Raw genomic sequence first — 21138 nt, 5'->3', positions numbered from 1 at the left:
TCGTTATTGAATCTGAGCAAAAAATTACCTAATGCTTGCTATTACTCAACGATTGCCATGATGTCGTTTTCAGACATGACAAGCACTTCTTTATCGTCGATTTTTTCAGTCTTTGTGCCGTAACCTTCGGCGAAGATAACGGTATCACCAACTTTAACGTCTAACGGTAGCACTGTGCCGTTTTCTAGGATGCGGCCTTTACCCACAGCTAGAACAACACCGCGAGTTGATTTTTCTGCAGCAGAACCAGTCAGAACGATGCCACCAGCAGACTTGGATTCAACTTCTTTACGTTCAACGATAACTCGGTCATGTAATGGACGAATGTTCATCGGTCGTCTCTCCTGAAAATTTCCATGTTTATTTGATAATTGCCCGCCTTAGGGCACGTGATCACTATATAAGGGGTCGAAGCAACGATCCCAAGGGGCGGGTATGATTTTTTTGTGACTTAGTTAAAAGATCGCAACGGTTTGCGCGAGAAATGCGCACTCGCTCACTTTCTTGGTTTCTTGTATCCTTGCAGTTTGCTCACCAGATAGACGTCCAACATGCAGGAAAATAACAAGCCGGAAACTCAAGCGACCGATAAGCATGGTTTGTTGACCGCTCCTATTCCTGAAACACTGCGGAAAATGACCGTCCCAATGACCTTGGGCATGGTCGCTATTTTGATGTTTAACTTGGTCGATACATTCTTTATATCGCTCCTTGGCACCCATGCTCTGGCGGCGATCAGCTATACTTTTCCGGTCACTTTCGCCGTTAACTGTATCACGATGGGCATTGGGATGGGGCTCTCGACCAACATTGGTCGTCTACTCGGGCAAGGCCATGCGCCACAAGCCGCTCGGTTTACGACTCACGGCCTGCTGTTAGCCGTATTACTGGTGGCGATAGCATCTTCGGTTGGCTTCGCGACGATCAGGCCACTGTTTCACTTTCTGGGCGCTACTGAAGACCTAATCCCACTTATCGAACAATACATGCAAGTGTGGTACTTGACCATCCCTCTGTTGGTGATCCCAATGGCTGGCAACAGTGCAATACGCGCCTCTGGTGATACCAAAACACCGGCTAAGATCATGATGCTGGCAGGCCTGATCAATGGCATGCTAGACCCATTGTTGATTTTCGGCTTAGGTCCATTCCCAGAGCTTGGTATCCAAGGGGCCGCGATTGCCAGTGCATTTAGCTGGTTAGGTGCCTTGTTGGGGTCCTTCTACGTGTTGGTTAAACGCGAAAAGCTACTCGCTCAGCCGCAATGGGGATATTTAAAGCAAGACTGGCAACAAACATTAAAGATCGGAACGCCCGCGGCTCTGTCCACTGCGATGAACCCGTTATCGGGGGCCGTTTTGATGATGTTATTATCACATCACGGAACCGCTGCGGTCGCGGCCTATGGCGCGGCACAGCGAATTGAGTCCATACTGATTCTGGTTTTGATGTCATTAACTTCAGCATTAACCCCCTTCATGGCGCAAAACTTAGGGGCAAAGAATCCTCAGCGGGCTTTCTCAGGGCTCTTTCTCAGCATGCGCTTTTCCGTCGTATTCCAAGGTTTCATTTTCTTAGCCATGGTGCCTTTGAGCATTCCTCTGGCGGCGCTGTTTTCACAAGAAGAGACCGTAAAAAACCTGCTGTGGCATTACTTGCTCGTCGTGCCATTTAGTTACGGTTTTCAAGGCATCGTGATGATGTTGATCAGCGGACTCAATTCAATGCACAAGCCGTTGCGTGCGTTCCAATGGAGCTTCATGCGTCTGTTCGCCTTTACTTTGCCTTCCGCTTGGATCGGCAGTCAGATTTATAATATTGAAGGCTTATTCATTGGCATCGCCGTCGGTAATACGATCGGCGGAGTGTTGGGTTACCTGTTTGCGCTACGCGAACGAAGACGGATACTTATGAAGCAAAACCTGACTTCTTAAAGATCATTATATTACGAGCCAACCTATTAGCACTAGAATACAAAAAAACCGCGGAGAGCCGCGGTTTTTGTATTTTTGATTGTCGAGTTCAACCTTACTTAGAATAGCTCTTCCGCAACTTTGTATAGATCACTACGTACTGGACGCTTCATGTTTTCGATCGCATCGATGATATCGTGGTGAACAAGCTGCTCTTTTACGATACCGACACAACGACCGCCATGACCTTCGATCAATAGGTGAACCGCGTAGTTACCCATACGAGACGCCAAAACGCGGTCGAAGGCCGTTGGACGACCACCACGCTGGATATGACCAAGTACGGTTGCGCGTGTTTCACGACCGGTTGCTGCTTCGATATCACGTGCGAGCTCGTTGGCGTCCATCATCAGCTCAGTAAGCGCGATAATGGCGTGCTTTTTACCTTTTGTGATGCCATCTTTGACGTTGCTGATCAGCTTCTCTTTATCAAGACCCGTTTCTGGGGTGATGATGTACTCACAGCCGCCAGCGATTGCAGACATCAGAGTGAGATCACCACAGTGGCGACCCATAATTTCTACAATTGAAATGCGTTGGTGAGATGAAGAGGTATCACGTAGGCGGTCGATAGCATCAATAACTGTATTTAGCGCACTTAAATAGCCAACGGTATAGTCAGTACCCGCGATATCGTTATCGATGGTGCCTGGCAGACCAATACATGGATAACCCATTTCAGTTAGCTTTTTTGCCCCCATGTACGAACCGTCACCACCAATAACAACAAGTGCGTCGATACCATGTTTTTTGAGGTTTTCAATCGCTTTTTCACGTACTTCCACTTCTCTAAATTCAGGGAAACGTGCAGAACCTAAGAACGTACCACCTTTGTTGATCACATCTGAAACACTAGAACGATCTAGCTTTTCGATGCGGCCTTCATATAGGCCTAGGTAGCCGTCGTACACGCCACATACTTCCAATCCCTCGGATAGTGCTGTACGTACCACGCCGCGTATTGCAGCGTTCATACCAGGAGCGTCACCGCCACTTGTTAAAACACCGATCTTCTTAATCATGCTCACCCTCGATCTTTGGCAATCAATTATTTAATTTTCTTTTAGGCCCCTCGTTACCAAGCAACCTGCATAATCCAGAACTGTGCGTTATGTTACATTTCCTCTACCGGATTACCAATGAAAACGCACTTTTTTATGTAACTTTTCTACTTATGTAAGAGTATTACAGTTTCTCTATAAAACTTTGTTGATTCACATCAGGATCACGATTCTTAGCAAGTATAGTTGGAAAGATAGTCAATAAGCGCCTGTTTGTCGTCAGACACCGATTGATTTCTCGCACACTACCAATCTTGAGCTTTTTGCTCTTTCTCCGAGCCAAAAACCACCGACAATGGATCTTGGTGGATCAACACATCCGCTTCAGGAAACAAAGTCAGTAGACTTGCCTCTACTTTATCTGCGATGTGGTGCGCTTCAATTAAACGTAAGTTATCGTCAAGTTCTAAGTGCAACTGAATAAATCGCGTCGGGCCTGACATACGAGTACGCAGCTGATGCACCCCAAGAACTCCTGTCACTTTGAAGCACTCGGCTCGAATTTGCTGTAACTCCTCATCCGGCAACTTTCTATCCAGTAAGGTTTGGATAGCCTCGCTCACCATTTTGAAAGCGCTGTACAGAATATAGATGCCAATACCAATGGCAAACACCGCATCGGCCTGCGTCACCCCAAAGTAACTCAAGCCAAGTGCAACCATAATCGCCGCATTCATATATAAATCGGTTTGATAGTGGAGTGAATCCGCCGCAATGGCTTGGCTGCCGGTCACGCGTACCACATGTTTTTGGAACATCACTAAGCCAAGTGTGACCACAATGGCAAACAGCGATACATAGACACCTAGCTCCGGCGCATGTAATGCGTGCGGACGGAAAAAACGATCGATCCCATTGAGGATCAAAAAGACCGCAGAACCGGAGATAAACATCGCCTGAGCCAAGGCCGCCAACGATTCAGCTTTACCATGACCAAAAGTATGTTCTCTATCTGCTGGCTGTAAGGCAAAGCGGACGACGATGAGGTTGACCACCGAAGCGGCGATATCCAACATCGAGTCGATCAGTGACGCCAACAGACTGACCGATCCTGTCACCCACCACGTGATGACTTTTACAATGAGAAGAAGCGTCGCCACAATGGTTGCCGTCCAAGCCGCCGTCGTAACTAATCGTGCATATTGCTGTTTCATAATCAAATAGTTAACTCAAACCATACGTTGAGTATATTGAATGCGTATGAAATAACCAGATCAAAAAGAGGCAACCCATGGCTGCCTCCTTAATATGATTCGATAATGGCTTAATTATTACGATGCTTACCCATGCGCTGCTGCATTCTGTCACCACACTCTTGCATGCGTTCGTTTTGCAGTTTCATAAATTCGGTTTTTTGCTCTGGCGTCAATACACTTAACATCTGATGTTTTCTTTCCAGCATCTTTACGCGGCGCTCAGTTTGGCGTTCCACCATTTCTTTGGCTAACGCCGTTGCCTGCGCTTGATCAAAATCATCTGCCATCATGAGGGATTGCATTTTTGCGTGGTGCGCTTGACGTTCTGCCTTATACGCTTGACGATTTTCAGCGTATTTACCTTTCATCTCAGCGCGGTTTGCATCACGGAAAGACTCAAACTGACCTTTTTGAGCATCCGTCAAGTTCAGTTCACGCATGATGCCACGGTCCATTCCCATACCGCACTCATCGCGTGCGCCTCTATGATGGTCTTTACCACCGTAAGCTAATGCGCTTGTAGTACCTAACGTGAGAGGTAGAACCACAGCAGCTAACACAAGTTTTTTTACAGATTTCATAATTCTATTCCTTACCCCGGTGAGTGATTTTTCTGAGCTGTTCTCACAGCGCTTGATTATAGAATACGACCTCCTAAGTAAAACGACGTATAGAGAGCGTAAAGAATCGTAAAGAGTGATTTTTATTCTCTCCGCAACCCCTCATTCCAATGTAATATGACATCATTGGTAACTTACGGCGGGTGCCCCCATGGCAAACATTCTTTTGATTGATGATGATATTGAGCTAACCAGCTTATTAAAAGAAGTACTGAGTTTTGAAGGGTTTGAAGTCAGCGAAGCGAATGATGGTGAAGCGGGCTTAGCCGCCGTCAATCGCGAGATTGATTTGATTTTATTGGATGTCATGATGCCTAAACTCAATGGCATGGAAACACTCAAACGCTTACGTGAAAACTGGGACATCCCGGTATTAATGCTGACCGCTAAAGGCGAAGAAATTGACCGCGTGATCGGTTTAGAACTGGGGGCAGATGATTACTTACCAAAACCTTTTAGTGACCGCGAGCTATTAGCGCGTATTCGTGCCATTTTACGACGTACTCACAGTACACCCAAGCACACCAAAAGCAGTGACTTCATCGAATACCAAGAGCTTCGCCTTTACCCTGGAAAACAAGAAGCGTATTGCGACCAACAATTACTCGATCTCACTGCAACCGAATTTGCACTGCTGACGCACTTTGTTCAACACCCAGGGCACATCCTCACCAAAGAAACGTTGAGCTTGGATGTACTGGGTAAAAGACACGCAGCCTTTGACCGGGCGATCGATATGCACGTATCGAACTTACGTAAAAAATTACCAGATCAGAGCAATGGCAAACCACGCATCAAAACCCTGCGTGGTCGAGGCTATATGCTGCTAGAGGAGGATTAATGCGCCTATCTCGCATCAAACTGCCTAGTATTAATAGCTTATATGGACGCATCTTTGCCATCTTTTGGTTCACGATGTTATTGGTGCTGATAGCGGTGTTGTCACTGCCACATTTGGACCCACGTAAAGCCCGAGACATTCCAGAAGAGCATTATCAACGCATGGTAGAAACGCGTGACGCGATTCAAACAAAATACCGGCAACAAACCGATTTAGGCCGGATTTTATTCCGCATCGAGGGCAATCGTCATGGCAAACATGACGCTCGTCCAAGAGTGTTTTTCTCAGACTACAATGGCAACGTACTCACAACGGATAAACGCAGCAATTTTCAGTTGCGTGCGATGCAAAACTTTGTCACCAGCATCGAAGATTACAACCACCCCAAACAAAAACTCTACGGTCGATACATGATTGCAGGCCCCATTCCCATCACTCTAGCTGAGTCAGAAATATTGATGTACGTTGGGTTTAAATGGAATGAGACCCCACCGCTGTTATTACGCCTGTTCGATCACCCATTACAGCTCCTGTTGGCCGTCATGCTGGCCAGTACACCGCTGCTATTGTGGCTTGCGTGGGCGTTAAGCCAACCTGCACGCCGCCTTGAAGAAGCCGCTCACCGTGTGGCAAAAGGGGAATTTGTCATTGATCCTAACCTAGAGAAAGGCACTGCCGAATTTCGCCAAGCAGGCAGCAGCTTCAACCAAATGGTCGAGGCCGTTAACCAAATGATTTCCGGCCAACAACGCTTGCTTTCGGATATTTCTCACGAGCTGCGCTCACCTTTAACGCGTTTACGCATGGCCAGTGCCTTAGCCACTCGTAAACAAGGGGAAAGCCCAGAACTGACGCGTATAGATACCGAAGCACAACGCCTTGAGCAGATGATCAGTGAACTGTTAGAACTGTCTCGCATGCAAGCGAACAGTCATATGACACGAGAAACTCAACCACTCGAAAGTTTATGGGAGGAGATCATTAAAGACGCGCAGTTTGAAGCCGAACAAATGGGCAAGCAGCTGCACTACTCAGATCTGCCTAAACGTAGCATCTCAGGCAACCCTAAATTACTCATGAGCGCCGTTGAGAACATCGTTCGTAACGCGATTTACTATGGTAAAGATCACGTGCAAATCGATATCCACGCAGACAACGACACTCTCCACATCATCGTCGACGACAATGGCGATGGGGTACCAGAACAAGAATTGGAAGCAATTTTTCGCCCGTTTTATCGTGTATCCACCGCTCGCGACCGCCACTCAGGAGGTACAGGGCTTGGCCTAACGATTACCGAAAGTGCTATTCGCCAGCACAGCGGGACTATCGTCGCCAGTCGCAGTCCGTTAGGTGGTTTACGAATGAGCATTACGTTACCGCTTAATACATGACCTGAGTTCGCAACACTCGAAGCCGCATACCTCACGTGGTGCCTAACGCGCCCGAACTCGAACGCAAGGCGTTAAGAGTAATGAGCGAACGGCAATTTAAAAAGTAGACACACACGTATAGGGTATCCGTCATTGGAAGGGTATTGGCTCGCCAGCCAGCGCCCTTTCCTATACCCAAACAACCGCTTGGGTATATACTCCCTCTCTCTTTTGACTAATTCTATTTCCAGACCATGTTTGATATCGCTTTATACGAACCAGAAATCGCGCCGAACACCGGCAACATCATTCGCCTATGTGCTAACTGTGGCGCCAATCTCCACCTGATTGAGCCTCTGGGTTTCGATCTTGAAGAGAAGAAAGTCCGTCGTGCCGGTTTGGATTACCACGACTTAGCCCGCGTCACACGCCATAAGAATTATCAAGCCTTCCTAGAGTATTTAGAGAAAGAGAAGCAAGGTAACTACCGCTTATTTGCGTGCACGACCAAAACCACTGGCCATCACGTCGATCGACAATACCGAGAAGGGGATGTATTGATGTTTGGCCCAGAGACACGCGGCCTACCTGTGGCAGTGATCGATAGCTTGCCAATGGATCAACGTATCCGTATTCCAATGATGCCGGATGCACGCAGCCTCAACTTATCAAATGCAGTGGCGATCATCGCATTCGAAGCGTGGCGTCAAATGGGGTTTGACGGCGCGTTATAAGTCCAGCGACGAGCCTTCCAGACACAAAAAAGGGCGCTACTGCGCCCTTTTGCTTTTCTCTACTTGCTGAGTGAATCAGTTGAGCTTATTACGATCATTGTCGTCTTTACGCTCATATTCCCCTTCGAAGGTCTTGCCATCATCCGGTTTAGAATCAAATGGATCTCGGCGAAACGGATCTTGTTCAAATGGGCCTTGGCTAGAAAACCCACCGTGGAACCCTCCACCTTGAACCGTTTTAACCACTATCTTGCTCATCAAGTATTTCGCAATGGCCGCTCGAGGAGCTGGCACCAACACTAACATACCAAGTGCATCAGTCATAAAGCCTGGAGTCAGTAGCAACACACCAGAAACCGCTAACATCACGCCTTCAAAAATTTGCTGCGCAGGGATCTCACCTTGCTCAAGACGGCCTTGCACCGACATCAATGTTTGAATGCCCTGACTGCGCACCAATGACGCCCCCACAAATGCAGTGATTAAGACTAAGGCGATGGTCGGCCATAAACCTAAAAAGCCGCCCACCTGAATAAATAAGCCGATTTCAATGATCGGGACGAAAATAAACGCCAATAATAAGATAGGAAACACACGCCCTCCTTTGTTCAATTCAGTGTAATGGCAAAAGCCAGCTAACCTCAAACGAATCGTTGTAAAAAAGCGTGTTCATACTCTGCCTTTTCTATCGAAGACCCTTATACCAACAAAATTAGCACGCAAACACGTTATGTTTAATACCATAACTATATGTGCATACGGTTTTTCTTTGCTTAGCTCCCCAATTTCGAACTCTTAAAATTCAGATTTGTCGAGTAAAAATGCATGCCCACAAAGGGTTATTAATAACCCGTTCATAGTTTGCAAACTATTGACTCATGAAAAGCAAAAAAGGTGATCTAGTTACTATTTTTATGCGCTAGGTACAGTATCATGTGAAGCATAAGTCAGGACGGATTTTCCAGCCAAAAATTCTGATGAATGGATTCTAGATTGCAGAAATGGCTAATAAACAACGTTATTATCAGAATTATTATCTAAGGATCCTGCTATGGCTACCCTATCTGATGCTCCACAAACAGCAAACTCAGCCACTCGTATTGAAGAAGATCTATTAGGTCAACGTCATGTCCCGGCAGATGCGTACTACGGTATTCATACGCTACGTGCGATCGAAAACTTCAACATCTCTAATATGACCATCTCTGACGTACCCGAATTTGTACGCGGCATGGTCATGACCAAAAAAGCCGCAGCGTTGGCCAACAAAGAACTTGGCGCCATTCCAAAAGACGTAGCGAACTACATTCTAGAAGCGTGTGATTTGATCTTAGAAACAGGCAAGTGTATGGATCAATTCCCATCAGACGTATTCCAAGGTGGTGCGGGCACTTCTGTTAACATGAACACCAATGAGGTGATCGCGAACCTTGCGCTTGAACTCATGGGCAAAGCAAAAGGCCAATACGAGTTCATCAACCCGAATGACCACGTTAACAAGAGCCAATCGACTAACTGTGCGTATCCAACCGGTTTCCGTATCGCCGTTTACAACAGCATCCACAAACTCATGGAAGCGATTGAGTACCTAAAAGGTGCCTTTGAGCTTAAAGCAGTGGAGTTCAAAGACGTTTTGAAGATGGGTCGTACTCAGCTTCAGGACGCGGTTCCTATGACTGTCGGTCAGGAGTTTCACGCTTGGGCAGTCACGCTAAACGAAGAGATTCGAGCGCTTGATTACACCTCGAAACTGCTCCTAGAGGTCAACCTAGGCGCAACCGCGATCGGCACCGGTTTAAATACACCAACAGGCTACCAAGCACTCGCCGTAAAACACCTCGCGGAAGTGACAGGCCTAGAAGTTGTTGCGGCAGAAGACCTTATCGAAGCAACATCTGACTGTGGTGCCTACGTCATGGCGCATGGCGCGCTAAAACGCCTTGCGGTTAAGCTCTCTAAAGTTTGTAATGATCTTCGTTTGCTGTCTTCTGGCCCTCGTGCAGGCCTCAACGAATTAAACCTACCTGAAATGCAAGCAGGTTCTTCAATCATGCCGGCAAAAGTCAACCCAGTAATCCCTGAAGTAGTCAACCAAGTTTGCTTCAAAGTGCTCGGTAATGACAACACGGTCTCTTTCGCAGCCGAGGGCGGTCAGCTACAACTGAACGTCATGGAGCCGGTGATTGCTCAAAGCATGTTTGAGTCTGTCTCTTTGTTACACAATGCCTGTGTGAACCTACGTGATAAATGTATCGACGGTATCACGGTAAACAAAGAAACGTGCGAGAACTACGTTTACAACTCTATCGGCATCGTCACTTACTTAAACCCATACATTGGCCACCACGAAGGTGACATTGTGGGCAAAATCTGTGCAGAAACAGGTAAGAGTGTTCGTGAAGTCGTCCTTGAGCGCGGCCTACTAACCGCAGAAGAGCTTGATGAAATCTTGTCAGTAGAAAACTTCATGCATCCAACTTATAAAGCAAAACGCTACGAGTAATCACTTATTGAAGGGGGCCAACTAGGCCCCTTTTTAGAATTCCATACGGTTAAGTGCATTTTCTAGGCTTTTTTACCGTAATACAATAAGGCTCTGATTCTCTGAGCATTTATTCCTTTCCTGAGTGTTCAAAAAATCAGAATCAATAAAAAACTAAAGAGGTATCAATATGGTCATGTTCGAACTATTCGTGGTCCTGCTCTTCATTTATTTGGGGGCAAGAATCGGCGGCATCGGCATTGGTTTTGCTGGTGGCGCCGGGGTCATTGCGTTGTCTTTGATCTTGGGCGTACCAACAAGCCAAGCCTACATTCCCGTTGACGTCATCTTAATCATCATGTCGGTTATCACTGCTATCGCTGCTATGCAGGTAGCGGGTGGTTTAGATTGGATGGTACAAGTGGCAGAAAACTTTTTGCGCAAGCATCCTGAGCGCATCACCTTTTACGCACCTATCGTCACCTTTCTAATGACCCTGCTGGCGGGTACTGGCCACACCGCGTTTTCGACACTGCCTGTTATCGCAGAAGTAGCGAAAGGCCAAGGTGTTCGCCCGTCTCGTCCTCTGTCTATTGCCGTAGTCGCATCGCAAATCGCTATTACAGCATCGCCAATCTCAGCGGCCGTTGTCGCATTTGCCGCAATGCTGGCACCGGTGGGGGTGGATTACCTTACGCTGCTAGCGGTTTGTATCCCAACCACGTTCATCGCTTGTATGATCGGCGCATTCGTAGCCAACTTTATGGGTAGCGAGCTGAAAGACGACGCCGAATACCAAGACCGTTTAGCAAAAGGTCTCATCAAGCTTAATACTGAGTCTAAGCGTGAAATTTTGCCAACAGCGAAGAAAGCAACGTTTATCTTCCTAGGTGCGATCGCATTCGTAGTGTGCTATGCCGCGGCCATTTCTGGCTCTGTGGGTCTCATCGAGAATCCGGCACTGGGTCGTAACGAAGCCATCATGAGCGTCATGCTTGCAGCCGCCGCTGCGATCGTATTGAGCTGTAAGCTTGATGCGGCGAAAGTGCCCGCAGCCGCGACATTCCGCTCAGGTATGACGGCGTGTGTGTGTGTGCTGGGTGTGGCATGGCTAGGTTCTACGTTCGTTAACGCGCACGTTGACGGCATCAAAGAAGTGGCTGGCGCGCTATTGGCTGACTACCCATGGATGCTGGCACTGGTTCTGTTCTTCGCGTCGATGCTGCTTTACTCGCAAGGTGCGACCACGGTGGCGCTAATGCCAGCCGCATTAGCCATTGGTGTGGCGCCGCTAACCGCCGTTGCGTCTTTCGCAGCCGTTAGTGCGCTCTTCGTACTTCCAACTTACCCAACGCTACTGGCGGCGGTTGAGATGGATGATACTGGTTCAACTCGTATCGGTAAGTATGTCTTCAACCACCCATTCTTTGTACCCGGCGTGGTTACCATCGCATCTGCCGTCGCGCTTGGCTTCGCATTCGGTGGGCTGTTGATCTAGTCACAAAGAGTCTTACTCGGGGAGCTTCGGCTCCCTTTTTTTATTGCCAACAGTCTTGAATTGCGCTCAACAAATCTTCACTTTGATGAAACTTATTGGCCCGCCTACAGGTCTGATTGAGTTACACTAACGGCAATTATCTAAGATGAATTGAACCTTTTTATGCGTGCATTATTCTCCGTTTTACTCTTAGGGCTTATTACCTTCTCCGCACCGTCTCTTGCGTTATTTGGCAAAGACCAGCTTAACAATCCGCAAAACAACAGCTTTGCTAGCAGCAGCGACAGTTTTGTTCCGGTCGATCAAGCGTTTCCGTTTAACTTCTACCAACAAGATGACCAATTGATGCTCGACTGGCAGGTGCGTGACGGGTACTACCTGTATCAAGAGCGTTTGTCTGTCGCGGGAGAAAATATCACTCTCGGCGAACTGCAAATGGAAAACGGTACGCCGCATAAAGATGAATTCTTTGGTGATGTACACATCTATACCACCCCTTTATTCGTAAATGTGCCGCTAAAAGAGTGGCAAGAAGGTGCTCGCGTGGTGGTTCAGTACCAAGGCTGCGCTAAGGCTGGCTTTTGCTACCCACCGGAAACTCGTGTGATACCGATTAGTGCATTCACATCATCGGGATCAGACGCATCAGCAGACCGCGCGCTAAACACGCCGAAGGTTGAGCCCGTTCCATCTATCGCCCCTGCAACGACCAGCAACACCACGCCGGTGACAGAACAAGACCACTTGGCAGCGAACCTAGCGGATAACTGGTGGACTCCCCTGCTATTTTTAGCTCTCGGCGCTGGCTTAGCATTCACTCCATGTGTACTACCGATGTACCCGATTTTGACCAGTATTGTACTGGGTAGCGGAAAGCTCAACCAACGCCGTGCTCTGGGTTTATCATTCGTATACGTGCAAGGCATGGCGTTGACTTATACCTTACTCGGCCTCGTTGTGGCATCAGCAGGCATGCAGTTTCAAGCGGCCATGCAGCACCCATACGTCTTGATCGGTTTGAGCGTATTGTTCCTCACTCTTGCAATGTCGATGTTTGGGCTTTACTCACTGCAACTACCGAGCAGTGTGCAAACTTGGCTGAATAACGTAAGTAATAAACAACAAGGCGGCAGCAGCGCAAGCGTCTTTGCGATGGGCGCGATTTCAGGCCTCGTTTGCTCTCCGTGCACCACCGCACCGCTGTCAGGCGCCCTACTTTACGTGGCACAAAGTGGCGATCTACTCACTGGTGGTATCGCGTTGTACGCCCTCGCAATGGGAATGGGGATTCCTCTGATCCTCATTGCTGTATTTGGCAACAAGCTACTCCCAAAAGCAGGCGCTTGGATGGCTCGCGTGAAGACGCTCTTTGGCTTCATTCTTCTTGCGGCGCCACTCTTTTTACTTGAACGCATCTTGCCAGAATTGTGGTCGACGATGTTGTGGTCTGCCCTAGGGATTGCCGCGTTTGGCTGGTTATATCACGTAAAAAATAGCTTACCGTTTGGCGGTTGGAAGCAGAGCACCATCGGCATCATTGCAGTGTTAGGTTTGCTTGCTTCAGCACAACCGATCATGAACGACTGGTTTGGCAACGGAACAACACACACTCAACAAGCGACAGTGAGCTTTACTCGTATTACGAATGTGGCGGCACTGGAAGAACAACTCGCTCTCGCCAAAGCGGCAGGCAAGCCTGTGATGCTCGATTTCTACGCCGATTGGTGTGTGGCTTGTAAAGAGTTTGAGAAGTACACCTTCCACAACCCGAGTGTCGCCGCCAAGCTCAAAGACTTTGTGTTACTCCAAGCCGATGTGACCAAAAACCAAGTACAGGATATCGAATTACTCCAACACATGAACGTGCTTGGCTTACCAACCATTGAGTTCTGGAACAGTCAAGGAGAACATGTTTCAAACGCTCGTTTAACCGGCTTTATCCAAGCCGAGCCTTTTTTAGAGCACATTAACCAATTCTGAGTACCATCAATTCAAACGCCAGTGAAAGTCATTGGCGTTTTTTGTTGCACAGATTTGAATGATAAAATTGAGCTTATATGCATTTTTACTAATAAAAGTCGATTTGGTTCAGACTTTTAGCGAATAAATATTGTCCACTTTCTCTAAGCTGGACAATAATAAATTTAACGAAACAGTCAAAAGTGTTTAACGTCATGGATTCGACCTACACCATCATCATCGCAGATGATCACCCCCTCTTCCGCAATGCCTTGTTTCAATCGATCCACATGGCAATCAGTGGGGCAAATTTGCTTGAAGCCGACTCGCTAAATGCTCTATTAGCTTTGTTAGAAAAAGAAGAAGAGCCCGATTTGGTGCTATTGGATCTCAAAATGCCGGGCGCCAATGGGATGTCCGGTTTGATTCACTTACGCGCTGAATATCCTGATTTACCTATTGTCGTCGTCTCCGCCAGTGAAGAGCCTGCGATTGTGACGCAAGTAAAAAGCCATGGTGCCTTTGGCTTTATTCCTAAGTCGAGTGACATGCGTGAACTGGTTAATGCGCTTAACCAAGTACTCAACGGTGACCCTTACTTCCCGGAAGGGCTGATCACCAATAACGCGGCGTGCAATGACTTGGCAGAAAAGATTGCCGCGCTCACACCGCAGCAATATAAAGTGCTGGGCATGCTGTCAGATGGCTTGCTCAATAAACAAATCGCTTATGAGTTGAATGTGTCAGAAGCCACCATAAAAGCGCACATGACGGCGATTTTCCGGAAACTTGGGGTTAAAAATCGCACTCAGGCGGTTATCATGCTAACGGAGATGAGCAGCTAGAGTGACTGCTCATCGGTGAGTTCCTCTTCTTTAGGCAAACGTACACCGACCTTCGTCACTTGTCGGTCGACAACATCGGCAATAATCCATTGCAATCCTTGCCATTCAAACTGGTCACCTAAAACCGAGGTTGTACCCAGTTGCTCCTCAACTAAATTACTTAAGTTTTTGTCCTGCAGATCATCGCCCAGATTCAAACCATACATCATCGCGACATCGGCCAGCATTACGTCGCTATCCAAAAAGAAGTCACCAAAGAACCGGGTGTGTGAGGCTTTTTCTGGCGCTTCACTGAACAGCAAACTGAGCGCATCCAAGTCCTTCTCTTGTGCAAAGACACACAAGGTGTCGCCTTCTGCCAATCGGGTACTGCCTGACGGGTGCAATAACTCTTGGCTACGAAAAACCGCGACAATGCGAGTCCCTTCTGGCATCGATAGACTGCGCAGCGGTTCCCCGATGCACCATTTATCCACTTTTAGCTTGTAGATAAACAGCTCCCACTCACTTGTTGGATAGATGTCCACTCCCGTACGAGAGATGGGTTCTGGCTTTGGCGGCAGTTCCACCTTCGCAAGCGACATCGCTTTGGTCAGGGTTCCCCCTTGAACAACCAAAGACACCATGACGACGAAGAAAGCTAAATTGAAGTACAACTGCGCATCCGGTAGCCCAGCCATCATAGGGAACACGGCCAAAATGATCGGCACCGCACCGCGTAACCCCACCCAAGAGATAAACCATTTCTCACGTGGCGTGAAACTCTTGAATGGCAGTAAACCGATCCAAACCGAGATTGGACGGGCAAATAAAATCATCCCGAAGGCCAGCGCCAAACCTGGCAACGCAATAGAGAGCAAGTTGGAAGGCGTGACCAACAAGCCAAGCACGAGGAACATGCCGATTTGAGCTAACCATGTCATGCCATCCAGCACATGAAGAATCGAATGGCGGCTGCGTGTTGGACGATTCCCCAACAACAGGCCAACTAAGTAAATGGATAAAATTCCACTGCCGCCCAACGTGTTGGACAAAGCGAAAATCAATAGGCCCCCACTGACCGTAAGAATCGAGTACAAGCCTCCCGGTAATTGATTGCGATTAATAACTTGCCACAATACCCAACCACCAGCAAAACCGAGCAAAGCACCGATACCAAACTGTTTCACAAAACTCAGAGCGACAAAAACCGCGCTCAACTCCGAGCCTTGGTTGGACAAAATAGCAATCAGGGTAATGGTCAGAAAGACTGCCATTGGATCGTTGGTGCCAGACTCAATTTCTAGCGTTGCGCCAACACGTTCGTTGAGGCTACGACCTTTTAGTAGAGAAAAGACCGCGGCGGCATCAGTCGAGCCAACAATCGCGCCAACCAGTATCCCTTGCAGTAAATCCAGATCAAACAACCAAGTCGCCATCAACCCAGTTAAAATTGTAGTGATCGCAACACCAAACGTAGCCAGTAACACCGAAGGCCATAACGCCACCCGAAAGCTGGCAACCCGTGTTCGCATGCCGCCATCAAGGAGAATGATGGCTAACGCGAGGTTGCTGACCAAATACGCAATAGAAAAATTATCAAATAAGATCCCACCTAAGCCGTCTTCCCCCGCCAGCATCCCTACCGCTAAAAACACCAAAAGAATCGGAATGCCCAACTTAGAGGAAACCGGGCTTAAAAGAACGCTAACTGCGATTAACAACGCCCCTATAAGAAAAAAACTGTTAATGCTGTCTGCATCCATTCTCACCCTCCCTTAATGAAAACAATAAACCACCTCAACATGTAAGGTCCTGCGAGGATAACCTAGCAATATTACTTTATTGTGCATGAAAACGGTTCTACGGCTCGAAAACTTTATGTAAATAAATCCATTGTGGGCACTCCACTTCCTCGTTCAACGTCATTGCCAAGAAAATCTTTGGACAGACGCTCTACAATCCATGACGAAAAGGGGCATGACTGCAACTTATTGAAACTTTTAACGCGGTCCATATTAGACCTTAGGCTAATTTAACACATCGTTAACATTAAAAATCTATCCACATTCCTGTCTAAATGCCCATATCACTGCGATTTTTTGTTTTTATCGCCCCGACTAAAGTTGAAAAGAGTTATTGCCAACACCTTGCTAAGGTACATGATGAAACATTCTTTTAACAACAATACCAATCGTAAGGAGACGGCAATGGCATTTGAAAGCAAAGAAAAAGCCAAAGCCTATTGGGACAAAAACGTGAAACTCATGATCGGCCTAATGGTCATCTGGTTCCTCGTGTCTTTCGGCTGCGGCATTTTATTTGTCGACGTACTGAATCAATTTCAATTAGGTGGATACAAACTGGGCTTCTGGTTTGCTCAGCAAGGTTCCATCTATGCGTTCCTCGGCATTATTTGTTACTACGCATGGAGAATGCGCAAAATTGACCGTGAATTCGGCGTAGATGAGTAAGGAGTCACTCAGATGGATTTGAAAACAATTACCTACCTCGTTGTTGGGGCAACGTTCGTCCTGTACATCGGTATCGCGATCTGGGCGCGCGCTGGGTCAACAAAAGAGTTTTACGTTGCCGGTGGCGGCGTCAACCCTATCGCTAACGGGATGGCAACCGCAGCCGATTGGATGTCAGCGGCCTCGTTTATCTCGATGGCAGGTTTAATTGCCTTCATGGGTTACGGGGGTTCCGTATTCCTAATGGGTTGGACCGGTGGTTACGTTCTGCTTGCTCTGCTGCTGGCGCCTTACCTACGTAAATTCGGTAAGTTTACCGTGCCAGAGTTTGTCGGTGAACGTTTCTACTCTAATACTGCGCGTATCGTGGCGGTAGTATGTCTTATCATTGCATCGGTGACCTACGTTATCGGTCAGATGAAAGGCGTAGGGGTTGCGTTTGGCCGTTTTCTAGAGGTGGATTACTCTACTGGTCTACTTATTGGTATGTGTATCGTCTTCATGTATGCAGTACTTGGCGGCATGAAAGGCATCACTTATACGCAGATTGCTCAATATTGCGTACTCATTTTAGCTTACACTATCCCAGCAATCTTTATCTCTCTGCAATTAACGGGCAACCCATTGCCACAGATTGGACTCGGAAGCACGATTTCAGGCACCGATGTCTACCTGCTCGATAGGCTCGATCAAGTGGTGACCGAACTCGGCTTTAGTGAGTACACCACGCAAGTTCGTGGCGATACGCTGAACATGTTCGCTTACACTATGTCTCTGATGATAGGTACAGCAGGTCTGCCACACGTTATCATCCGTTTCTTTACGGTGCCAAAAGTGCGTGATGCGCGAACCTCCGCTGGTTGGGCATTATTCTTCATCGCGATTTTGTACACCACCGCACCTGCGGTATCGGCAATGGCACGCCTAAACCTAATGGATACGGTGAACCCTGCACCGGGTCAGCATCTTGCGTATGACGAGCGTCCCGCGTGGTTCAAGAACTGGGAAACCACGGGCTTGCTTGGCTTTGATGATAAGAACGGTGACGGTAACATTCAGTACACCTCAAACCCAGAAACGAATGAGCTAAGAGTTGACCGCGACATCATGGTACTGGCAAATCCAGAAATCGCGAAGCTACCCAATTGGGTTATCGCGCTGGTGGCAGCTGGTGGTCTCGCCGCGGCACTCTCTACCGCCGCTGGCTTGCTATTGGCAATTTCTTCGGCCATCTCGCACGACTTGATTAAAGGGGTGATAAATCCCAATATTTCCGAGAAGAAAGAGCTACTCGCCAGCCGGATCTCGATGGCGGTCGCGATTGCAGCCTCAGGCTATCTCGGATTAAATCCACCGGGGTTTGCCGCCGGTACGGTAGCGTTGGCCTTCGGGCTCGCCGCATCGTCCATCTTCCCTGCCTTGATGATGGGGATCTTCAGTAAGACCATTAATAAAGAAGGTGCAGTGGCGGGGATGATCACCGGTATCAGTATCACGCTGTTTTATGTATTCCAACACAAAGGCATCCTGTTCGTGGCTGACTGGAAGTTCTTGGAAAGCTGGGGCACAAACTGGTTCTTAGGTATTGAGCCAAACGCATTTGGTGTCATCGGAGCAATATTTAACTTCGCGGTGGCGTACGGTGTGTCTAAAGTGACCAAAGAAACCCCACAAGAAGTAAAAGACTTAGTCGAGCACGTTCGCGTACCAGTTGGTGCTGGCAACGCTGTGGACCACTAAAACATAACCAAAACCACAAAAGCCCCGTCTGGGGCTTTTTTATTCTTATTTTTCAGTTACCGTATTCATAGTCTGTTGTTGCAAGGAAGCCAAGATGTTCAAAAACAAGCACTTTATTCTCGCCCTGTTGATAGCGCCGGTTCTTTCTTTGATCGCCTACTTTGGCGCGGATATGGCGCTCAGTGAGAAGCCGCATGCTGCAAAGGAAGGCGAAAGCTACAAGCTGGCAGGTCAGTCAAACTGTCGCTACACCAGTGGCTTGTGTGATATGAAAAATGGCGATTTTAAAGTTAAATTTCGCTCAGAGCGGTTAACATCAGACAGTCTCGAATTATCTCTCAATGCCGCTTATCCGCTGGAAGGGGTAAAAGTCTCGCTCGTTGACGATCCTGAGCAAACCTCACAACCCATCGCGATGCAGCCAGCCGACCAAGCCGGGAAAAACTGGTACATCACTTTGCCAAAACCGGCCTCTGAAGAAAGCTGGTTGAGGGTTGTTATTCAATCTGAAGGCACCCTTTACTACGGTGAAACTCAAACGGCATTTGTGAAATACGAAACCTTATTTACTGAATAGCACTTAAGCGATCACTGAACGCGAAGTCAAACAGTTGAGCTTTAACGTATAGAGACCAAGCTCAACTGTTGCTGCCGGCGCCTTGGCATCGTTTTTTTATCCCCATCAACTCACTGCTCAAATAAAGTACTAACCTATATACATTGATCATCATGATTACAACCAAGAGGTTTATAACCCCGACAGGCCACCTTGACGCCTTTTTTGAGCCCATTTAAGACTCAACATGTTGACCGTGTCTGTCTCGACTTGATTGATAGGTCATTATTTTGCCTCAACCATGATAACTCACAATGTGAACAAAGCGACGTAACGTTTCTCGCATTGCCACAATCATAACGTCTGATTTAAATCCAACTCGATTAACCAAAGGACCCGACCATGAGCCGCGAATTCCGTATAGAAACCGACAGCATGGGCGACGTGAATGTTCCATCAGAGGCGCTATATCAAGCCCAAACCCAGCGAGCAGTCGACAATTTCTCCTTCAGTCGACATGTTATGCCAACCGGCTTCATCCAAGCCTTAGCCCACATTAAACAGACGGCAGCACGAACAAATGCACAATTAGAGCGACTCGACGGCGATATTGCGAAAGCCATTGATGAAGCCGCTCAGGCCATCATTGAAGGTCAACACATCGACCAATTCCCAATTGATGTGTTCCAAACGGGGTCAGGGACCAGTTCAAATATGAACGCTAACGAAGTGATTGCGACGTTGGCTTCGCAGCACTTGGGCGGCACCGTGAATCCGAATGACCACGTCAACATGGGGCAAAGCAGTAACGATGTAGTACCAACCGCCATCCAAGTCAGCGCGGTATTAGCCATCGAAAAGCAGCTATTCCCGGCACTCTCTCATCTCAGCCAAACGTTAGAGTCCAAGCGGCAAGCATTGCAAGGCATCGTCAAGACAGGTCGTACGCACCTAATGGACGCGATGCCAATTACCTTTGCTCAAGAACTCGGCGGTTGGCAATTCCAAATTGAACACGCGAAACAGGCGATTGAGCATACGCTCCCAGCCGTGAAAGCGCTCGCACAAGGTGGCACGGCAGTCGGCACCGGAATCAACGCGGATCCACGCTTTGCCGATTTATTCGCGAGTAATTTGACTCAATCGACTCGGATTCAATTCACAGCCAGTAATAACTTCTTTTTCAACCTCAGCAGCCAGGACGCGATCGTGGCACTATCTGGACAACTCAAAACCGCAGCCGTCGCGATCATGAAGATCGCCAACGATCTCCGCTGGATGAACTCCGGCCCACTGGCTGGCTTGGGTGAAATCGAACTGCAAAGCTTGCAGCCAGGCTCTTCCATCATGCCGGGTAAAGTAAACCCCGTGATCCCAGAGGCGGCAGCGATGGCCTCGGCACAGGTAATCGGCAATGACACCACCATTACCGTGGCAGGCCAAGCGGGAAATTTCCAGCTCAACGTGATGCTGCCCGTGATTGCTCATAACGTATTAGAGAGTGTCGAGTTACTTTCTAATAGCGCAATTGCATTGGCAGACAAAGCCATCGCCACGTTCGACGTTCGCCAAGATAACTTAAACATTGCCTTGGCTAAGAATCCGATTCTGGTGACCGCACTGAATCCCGTGATCGGCTATCTCAAAGCGGCAGAGGTGGCGAAGAAAGCGTACCAACAAGGCCGTGCGATCATTGATGTCGCAGAAGAAGAGACCGATTTAGATCGAGCGACACTAGAACGCTTGTTAAATCCTGCTAAGCTGACCCAAGGCGGCGTCGCTAACTAAGCGGAAGACGCAGAGACCG

18 protein-coding genes are annotated in these 21138 nt (G+C 48.0%); 12 read left to right on the top strand and 6 right to left on the bottom strand.

Features of this window, described 5'->3' with window-relative positions:
- Positions 1-41: 41 nt before the first annotated feature.
- Positions 42-332 (bottom strand): co-chaperone GroES, encoded by a 291-nt coding sequence (locus ATG66_RS06460; protein ID WP_098414566.1) that lies wholly within the window; start codon positions 330-332, stop codon positions 42-44.
- 219 nt (positions 333-551) lie between these two features.
- Between ATG66_RS06460 and ATG66_RS06455 the strand changes: the two genes are divergently transcribed.
- Complete coding sequence (locus tag ATG66_RS06455) at positions 552-1934, top strand: MATE family efflux transporter (RefSeq protein ID WP_098414565.1); 1383 nt, start codon at positions 552-554, stop codon at positions 1932-1934.
- Positions 1935-2032: 98 nt separating this feature from the next.
- Here the strand turns inward: ATG66_RS06455 and pfkA are convergent, their stop codons facing one another.
- The 3 genes from pfkA to ATG66_RS06440 form a co-directional block, all read right to left on the bottom strand.
- Positions 2033-2995 carry a 6-phosphofructokinase gene (pfkA, locus tag ATG66_RS06450; protein ID WP_098414564.1) on the bottom strand — a complete coding sequence of 321 codons (963 nt, stop codon included), beginning with the start codon at positions 2993-2995 and terminating at the stop codon, positions 2033-2035.
- A 284-nt stretch (positions 2996-3279) separates the two neighbouring features.
- Entirely contained in the window at positions 3280-4188 is a 909-nt protein-coding gene (fieF, locus tag ATG66_RS06445; protein ID WP_098414563.1) for a CDF family cation-efflux transporter FieF, read from the bottom strand.
- A gap of 110 nt (positions 4189-4298) precedes the next feature.
- Positions 4299-4811: a CpxP family protein gene (locus ATG66_RS06440; RefSeq protein WP_098414562.1), complete on the bottom strand. Its 513-nt coding sequence runs from the start codon at positions 4809-4811 to the stop codon at positions 4299-4301.
- 190 nt (positions 4812-5001) lie between these two features.
- Here ATG66_RS06440 and ATG66_RS06435 point away from each other — a divergent pair, with 190 nt between their 5' ends.
- The 3 genes from ATG66_RS06435 to trmL all read left to right on the top strand — a co-directional run bounded on the left by ATG66_RS06435 (position 5002) and on the right by trmL (position 7798).
- Positions 5002-5691 carry a response regulator gene (locus tag ATG66_RS06435; protein WP_098414561.1) on the top strand — a complete coding sequence of 230 codons (690 nt, stop codon included), beginning with the start codon at positions 5002-5004 and terminating at the stop codon, positions 5689-5691.
- The gene (gene cpxA, locus ATG66_RS06430) at positions 5691-7085 is read left to right on the top strand and encodes an envelope stress sensor histidine kinase CpxA (RefSeq protein WP_098414560.1); all 1395 of its coding nucleotides are present in this window, start codon (positions 5691-5693) and stop codon (positions 7083-7085) included. The genes ATG66_RS06435 and cpxA overlap by 1 nt, the downstream gene beginning before the upstream one ends.
- 233 nt (positions 7086-7318) lie before the next feature.
- A complete protein-coding gene (trmL, locus tag ATG66_RS06425) occupies positions 7319-7798 on the top strand; it encodes a tRNA (uridine(34)/cytosine(34)/5-carboxymethylaminomethyluridine(34)-2'-O)-methyltransferase TrmL (protein WP_098414559.1) in 480 nt (159 codons plus the stop codon).
- 75 nt (positions 7799-7873) lie between these two features.
- Here trmL and ATG66_RS06420 read toward each other — a convergent pair whose 3' ends face one another.
- Positions 7874-8392 (bottom strand): FxsA family protein, encoded by a 519-nt coding sequence (locus ATG66_RS06420; protein WP_098414558.1) that lies wholly within the window; start codon positions 8390-8392, stop codon positions 7874-7876.
- A 457-nt stretch (positions 8393-8849) separates the two neighbouring features.
- Here ATG66_RS06420 and aspA point away from each other — a divergent pair, with 457 nt between their 5' ends.
- The 4 genes from aspA to ATG66_RS06400 all read left to right on the top strand — a co-directional run bounded on the left by aspA (position 8850) and on the right by ATG66_RS06400 (position 14582).
- A complete protein-coding gene (aspA, locus tag ATG66_RS06415; RefSeq protein ID WP_098414557.1) occupies positions 8850-10301 on the top strand; it encodes an aspartate ammonia-lyase in 1452 nt (483 codons plus the stop codon).
- 169 nt (positions 10302-10470) lie between these two features.
- Positions 10471-11778: an anaerobic C4-dicarboxylate transporter gene (locus ATG66_RS06410; protein WP_098414556.1), complete on the top strand. Its 1308-nt coding sequence runs from the start codon at positions 10471-10473 to the stop codon at positions 11776-11778.
- A gap of 162 nt (positions 11779-11940) precedes the next feature.
- Complete coding sequence (locus ATG66_RS06405) at positions 11941-13758, top strand: protein-disulfide reductase DsbD (RefSeq protein WP_098414555.1); 1818 nt, start codon at positions 11941-11943, stop codon at positions 13756-13758.
- Between the two features lie 194 nt (positions 13759-13952).
- Positions 13953-14582 (top strand): response regulator, encoded by a 630-nt coding sequence (locus tag ATG66_RS06400; RefSeq protein ID WP_098414554.1) that lies wholly within the window; start codon positions 13953-13955, stop codon positions 14580-14582.
- Here ATG66_RS06400 and ATG66_RS06395 read toward each other — a convergent pair.
- Complete coding sequence (locus ATG66_RS06395; RefSeq protein WP_098414553.1) at positions 14579-16327, bottom strand: potassium/proton antiporter; 1749 nt, start codon at positions 16325-16327, stop codon at positions 14579-14581. The two genes, ATG66_RS06400 and ATG66_RS06395, sit on opposite strands and share 4 nt — an antisense overlap.
- A gap of 444 nt (positions 16328-16771) precedes the next feature.
- Here ATG66_RS06395 and ATG66_RS06390 point away from each other — a divergent pair, with 444 nt between their 5' ends.
- From ATG66_RS06390 to ATG66_RS06375, 4 genes are all read left to right on the top strand, one after another.
- Positions 16772-17035, top strand: coding sequence for a DUF4212 domain-containing protein (locus ATG66_RS06390; RefSeq protein WP_098414552.1), 264 nt, complete (start codon positions 16772-16774; stop codon positions 17033-17035).
- Between the two features lie 12 nt (positions 17036-17047).
- Positions 17048-18775, top strand: coding sequence for a sodium:solute symporter family protein (locus ATG66_RS06385; protein ID WP_098414551.1), 1728 nt, complete (start codon positions 17048-17050; stop codon positions 18773-18775).
- A 94-nt stretch (positions 18776-18869) separates the two neighbouring features.
- Entirely contained in the window at positions 18870-19352 is a 483-nt protein-coding gene (locus ATG66_RS06380; RefSeq protein ID WP_098414550.1) for a hypothetical protein, read from the top strand.
- A gap of 381 nt (positions 19353-19733) precedes the next feature.
- Positions 19734-21119: a class II fumarate hydratase gene (locus ATG66_RS06375; RefSeq protein ID WP_098414549.1), complete on the top strand. Its 1386-nt coding sequence runs from the start codon at positions 19734-19736 to the stop codon at positions 21117-21119.
- The last annotated feature ends 19 nt before the right edge of the window (positions 21120-21138 follow it).

This window comes from Vibrio sp. ES.051, from assembly GCF_002563795.1.
Taxonomy (GTDB): Bacteria; Pseudomonadota; Gammaproteobacteria; order Enterobacterales; family Vibrionaceae; genus Vibrio.
Note: the sequence above shows the minus strand (reverse complement) of the source record. Positions and strands in the feature narration are given on the sequence as shown.

Coding starts and splice junctions, on each gene's coding strand:
- ATG66_RS06400 (WP_098414554.1), top strand. CDS start 13,953: ATGGATTCGACCTACACCATCATCATCGCAGATGATCACCCCCTCTTC.
- ATG66_RS06375 (WP_098414549.1), top strand. CDS start 19,734: ATGAGCCGCGAATTCCGTATAGAAACCGACAGCATGGGCGACGTGAAT.
- trmL (WP_098414559.1), top strand. CDS start 7,319: ATGTTTGATATCGCTTTATACGAACCAGAAATCGCGCCGAACACCGGC.
- ATG66_RS06395 (WP_098414553.1), bottom strand. CDS start 16,327: ATGGATGCAGACAGCATTAACAGTTTTTTTCTTATAGGGGCGTTGTTA.
- fieF (WP_098414563.1), bottom strand. CDS start 4,188: ATGAAACAGCAATATGCACGATTAGTTACGACGGCGGCTTGGACGGCA.
- ATG66_RS06435 (WP_098414561.1), top strand. CDS start 5,002: ATGGCAAACATTCTTTTGATTGATGATGATATTGAGCTAACCAGCTTA.
- ATG66_RS06405 (WP_098414555.1), top strand. CDS start 11,941: ATGCGTGCATTATTCTCCGTTTTACTCTTAGGGCTTATTACCTTCTCC.
- ATG66_RS06460 (WP_098414566.1), bottom strand. CDS start 332: ATGAACATTCGTCCATTACATGACCGAGTTATCGTTGAACGTAAAGAA.
- ATG66_RS06380 (WP_098414550.1), top strand. CDS start 18,870: ATGTTCAAAAACAAGCACTTTATTCTCGCCCTGTTGATAGCGCCGGTT.
- ATG66_RS06455 (WP_098414565.1), top strand. CDS start 552: ATGCAGGAAAATAACAAGCCGGAAACTCAAGCGACCGATAAGCATGGT.
- ATG66_RS06410 (WP_098414556.1), top strand. CDS start 10,471: ATGGTCATGTTCGAACTATTCGTGGTCCTGCTCTTCATTTATTTGGGG.
- ATG66_RS06440 (WP_098414562.1), bottom strand. CDS start 4,811: ATGAAATCTGTAAAAAAACTTGTGTTAGCTGCTGTGGTTCTACCTCTC.
- ATG66_RS06390 (WP_098414552.1), top strand. CDS start 16,772: ATGGCATTTGAAAGCAAAGAAAAAGCCAAAGCCTATTGGGACAAAAAC.
- ATG66_RS06385 (WP_098414551.1), top strand. CDS start 17,048: ATGGATTTGAAAACAATTACCTACCTCGTTGTTGGGGCAACGTTCGTC.
- aspA (WP_098414557.1), top strand. CDS start 8,850: ATGGCTACCCTATCTGATGCTCCACAAACAGCAAACTCAGCCACTCGT.
- cpxA (WP_098414560.1), top strand. CDS start 5,691: ATGCGCCTATCTCGCATCAAACTGCCTAGTATTAATAGCTTATATGGA.
- pfkA (WP_098414564.1), bottom strand. CDS start 2,995: ATGATTAAGAAGATCGGTGTTTTAACAAGTGGCGGTGACGCTCCTGGT.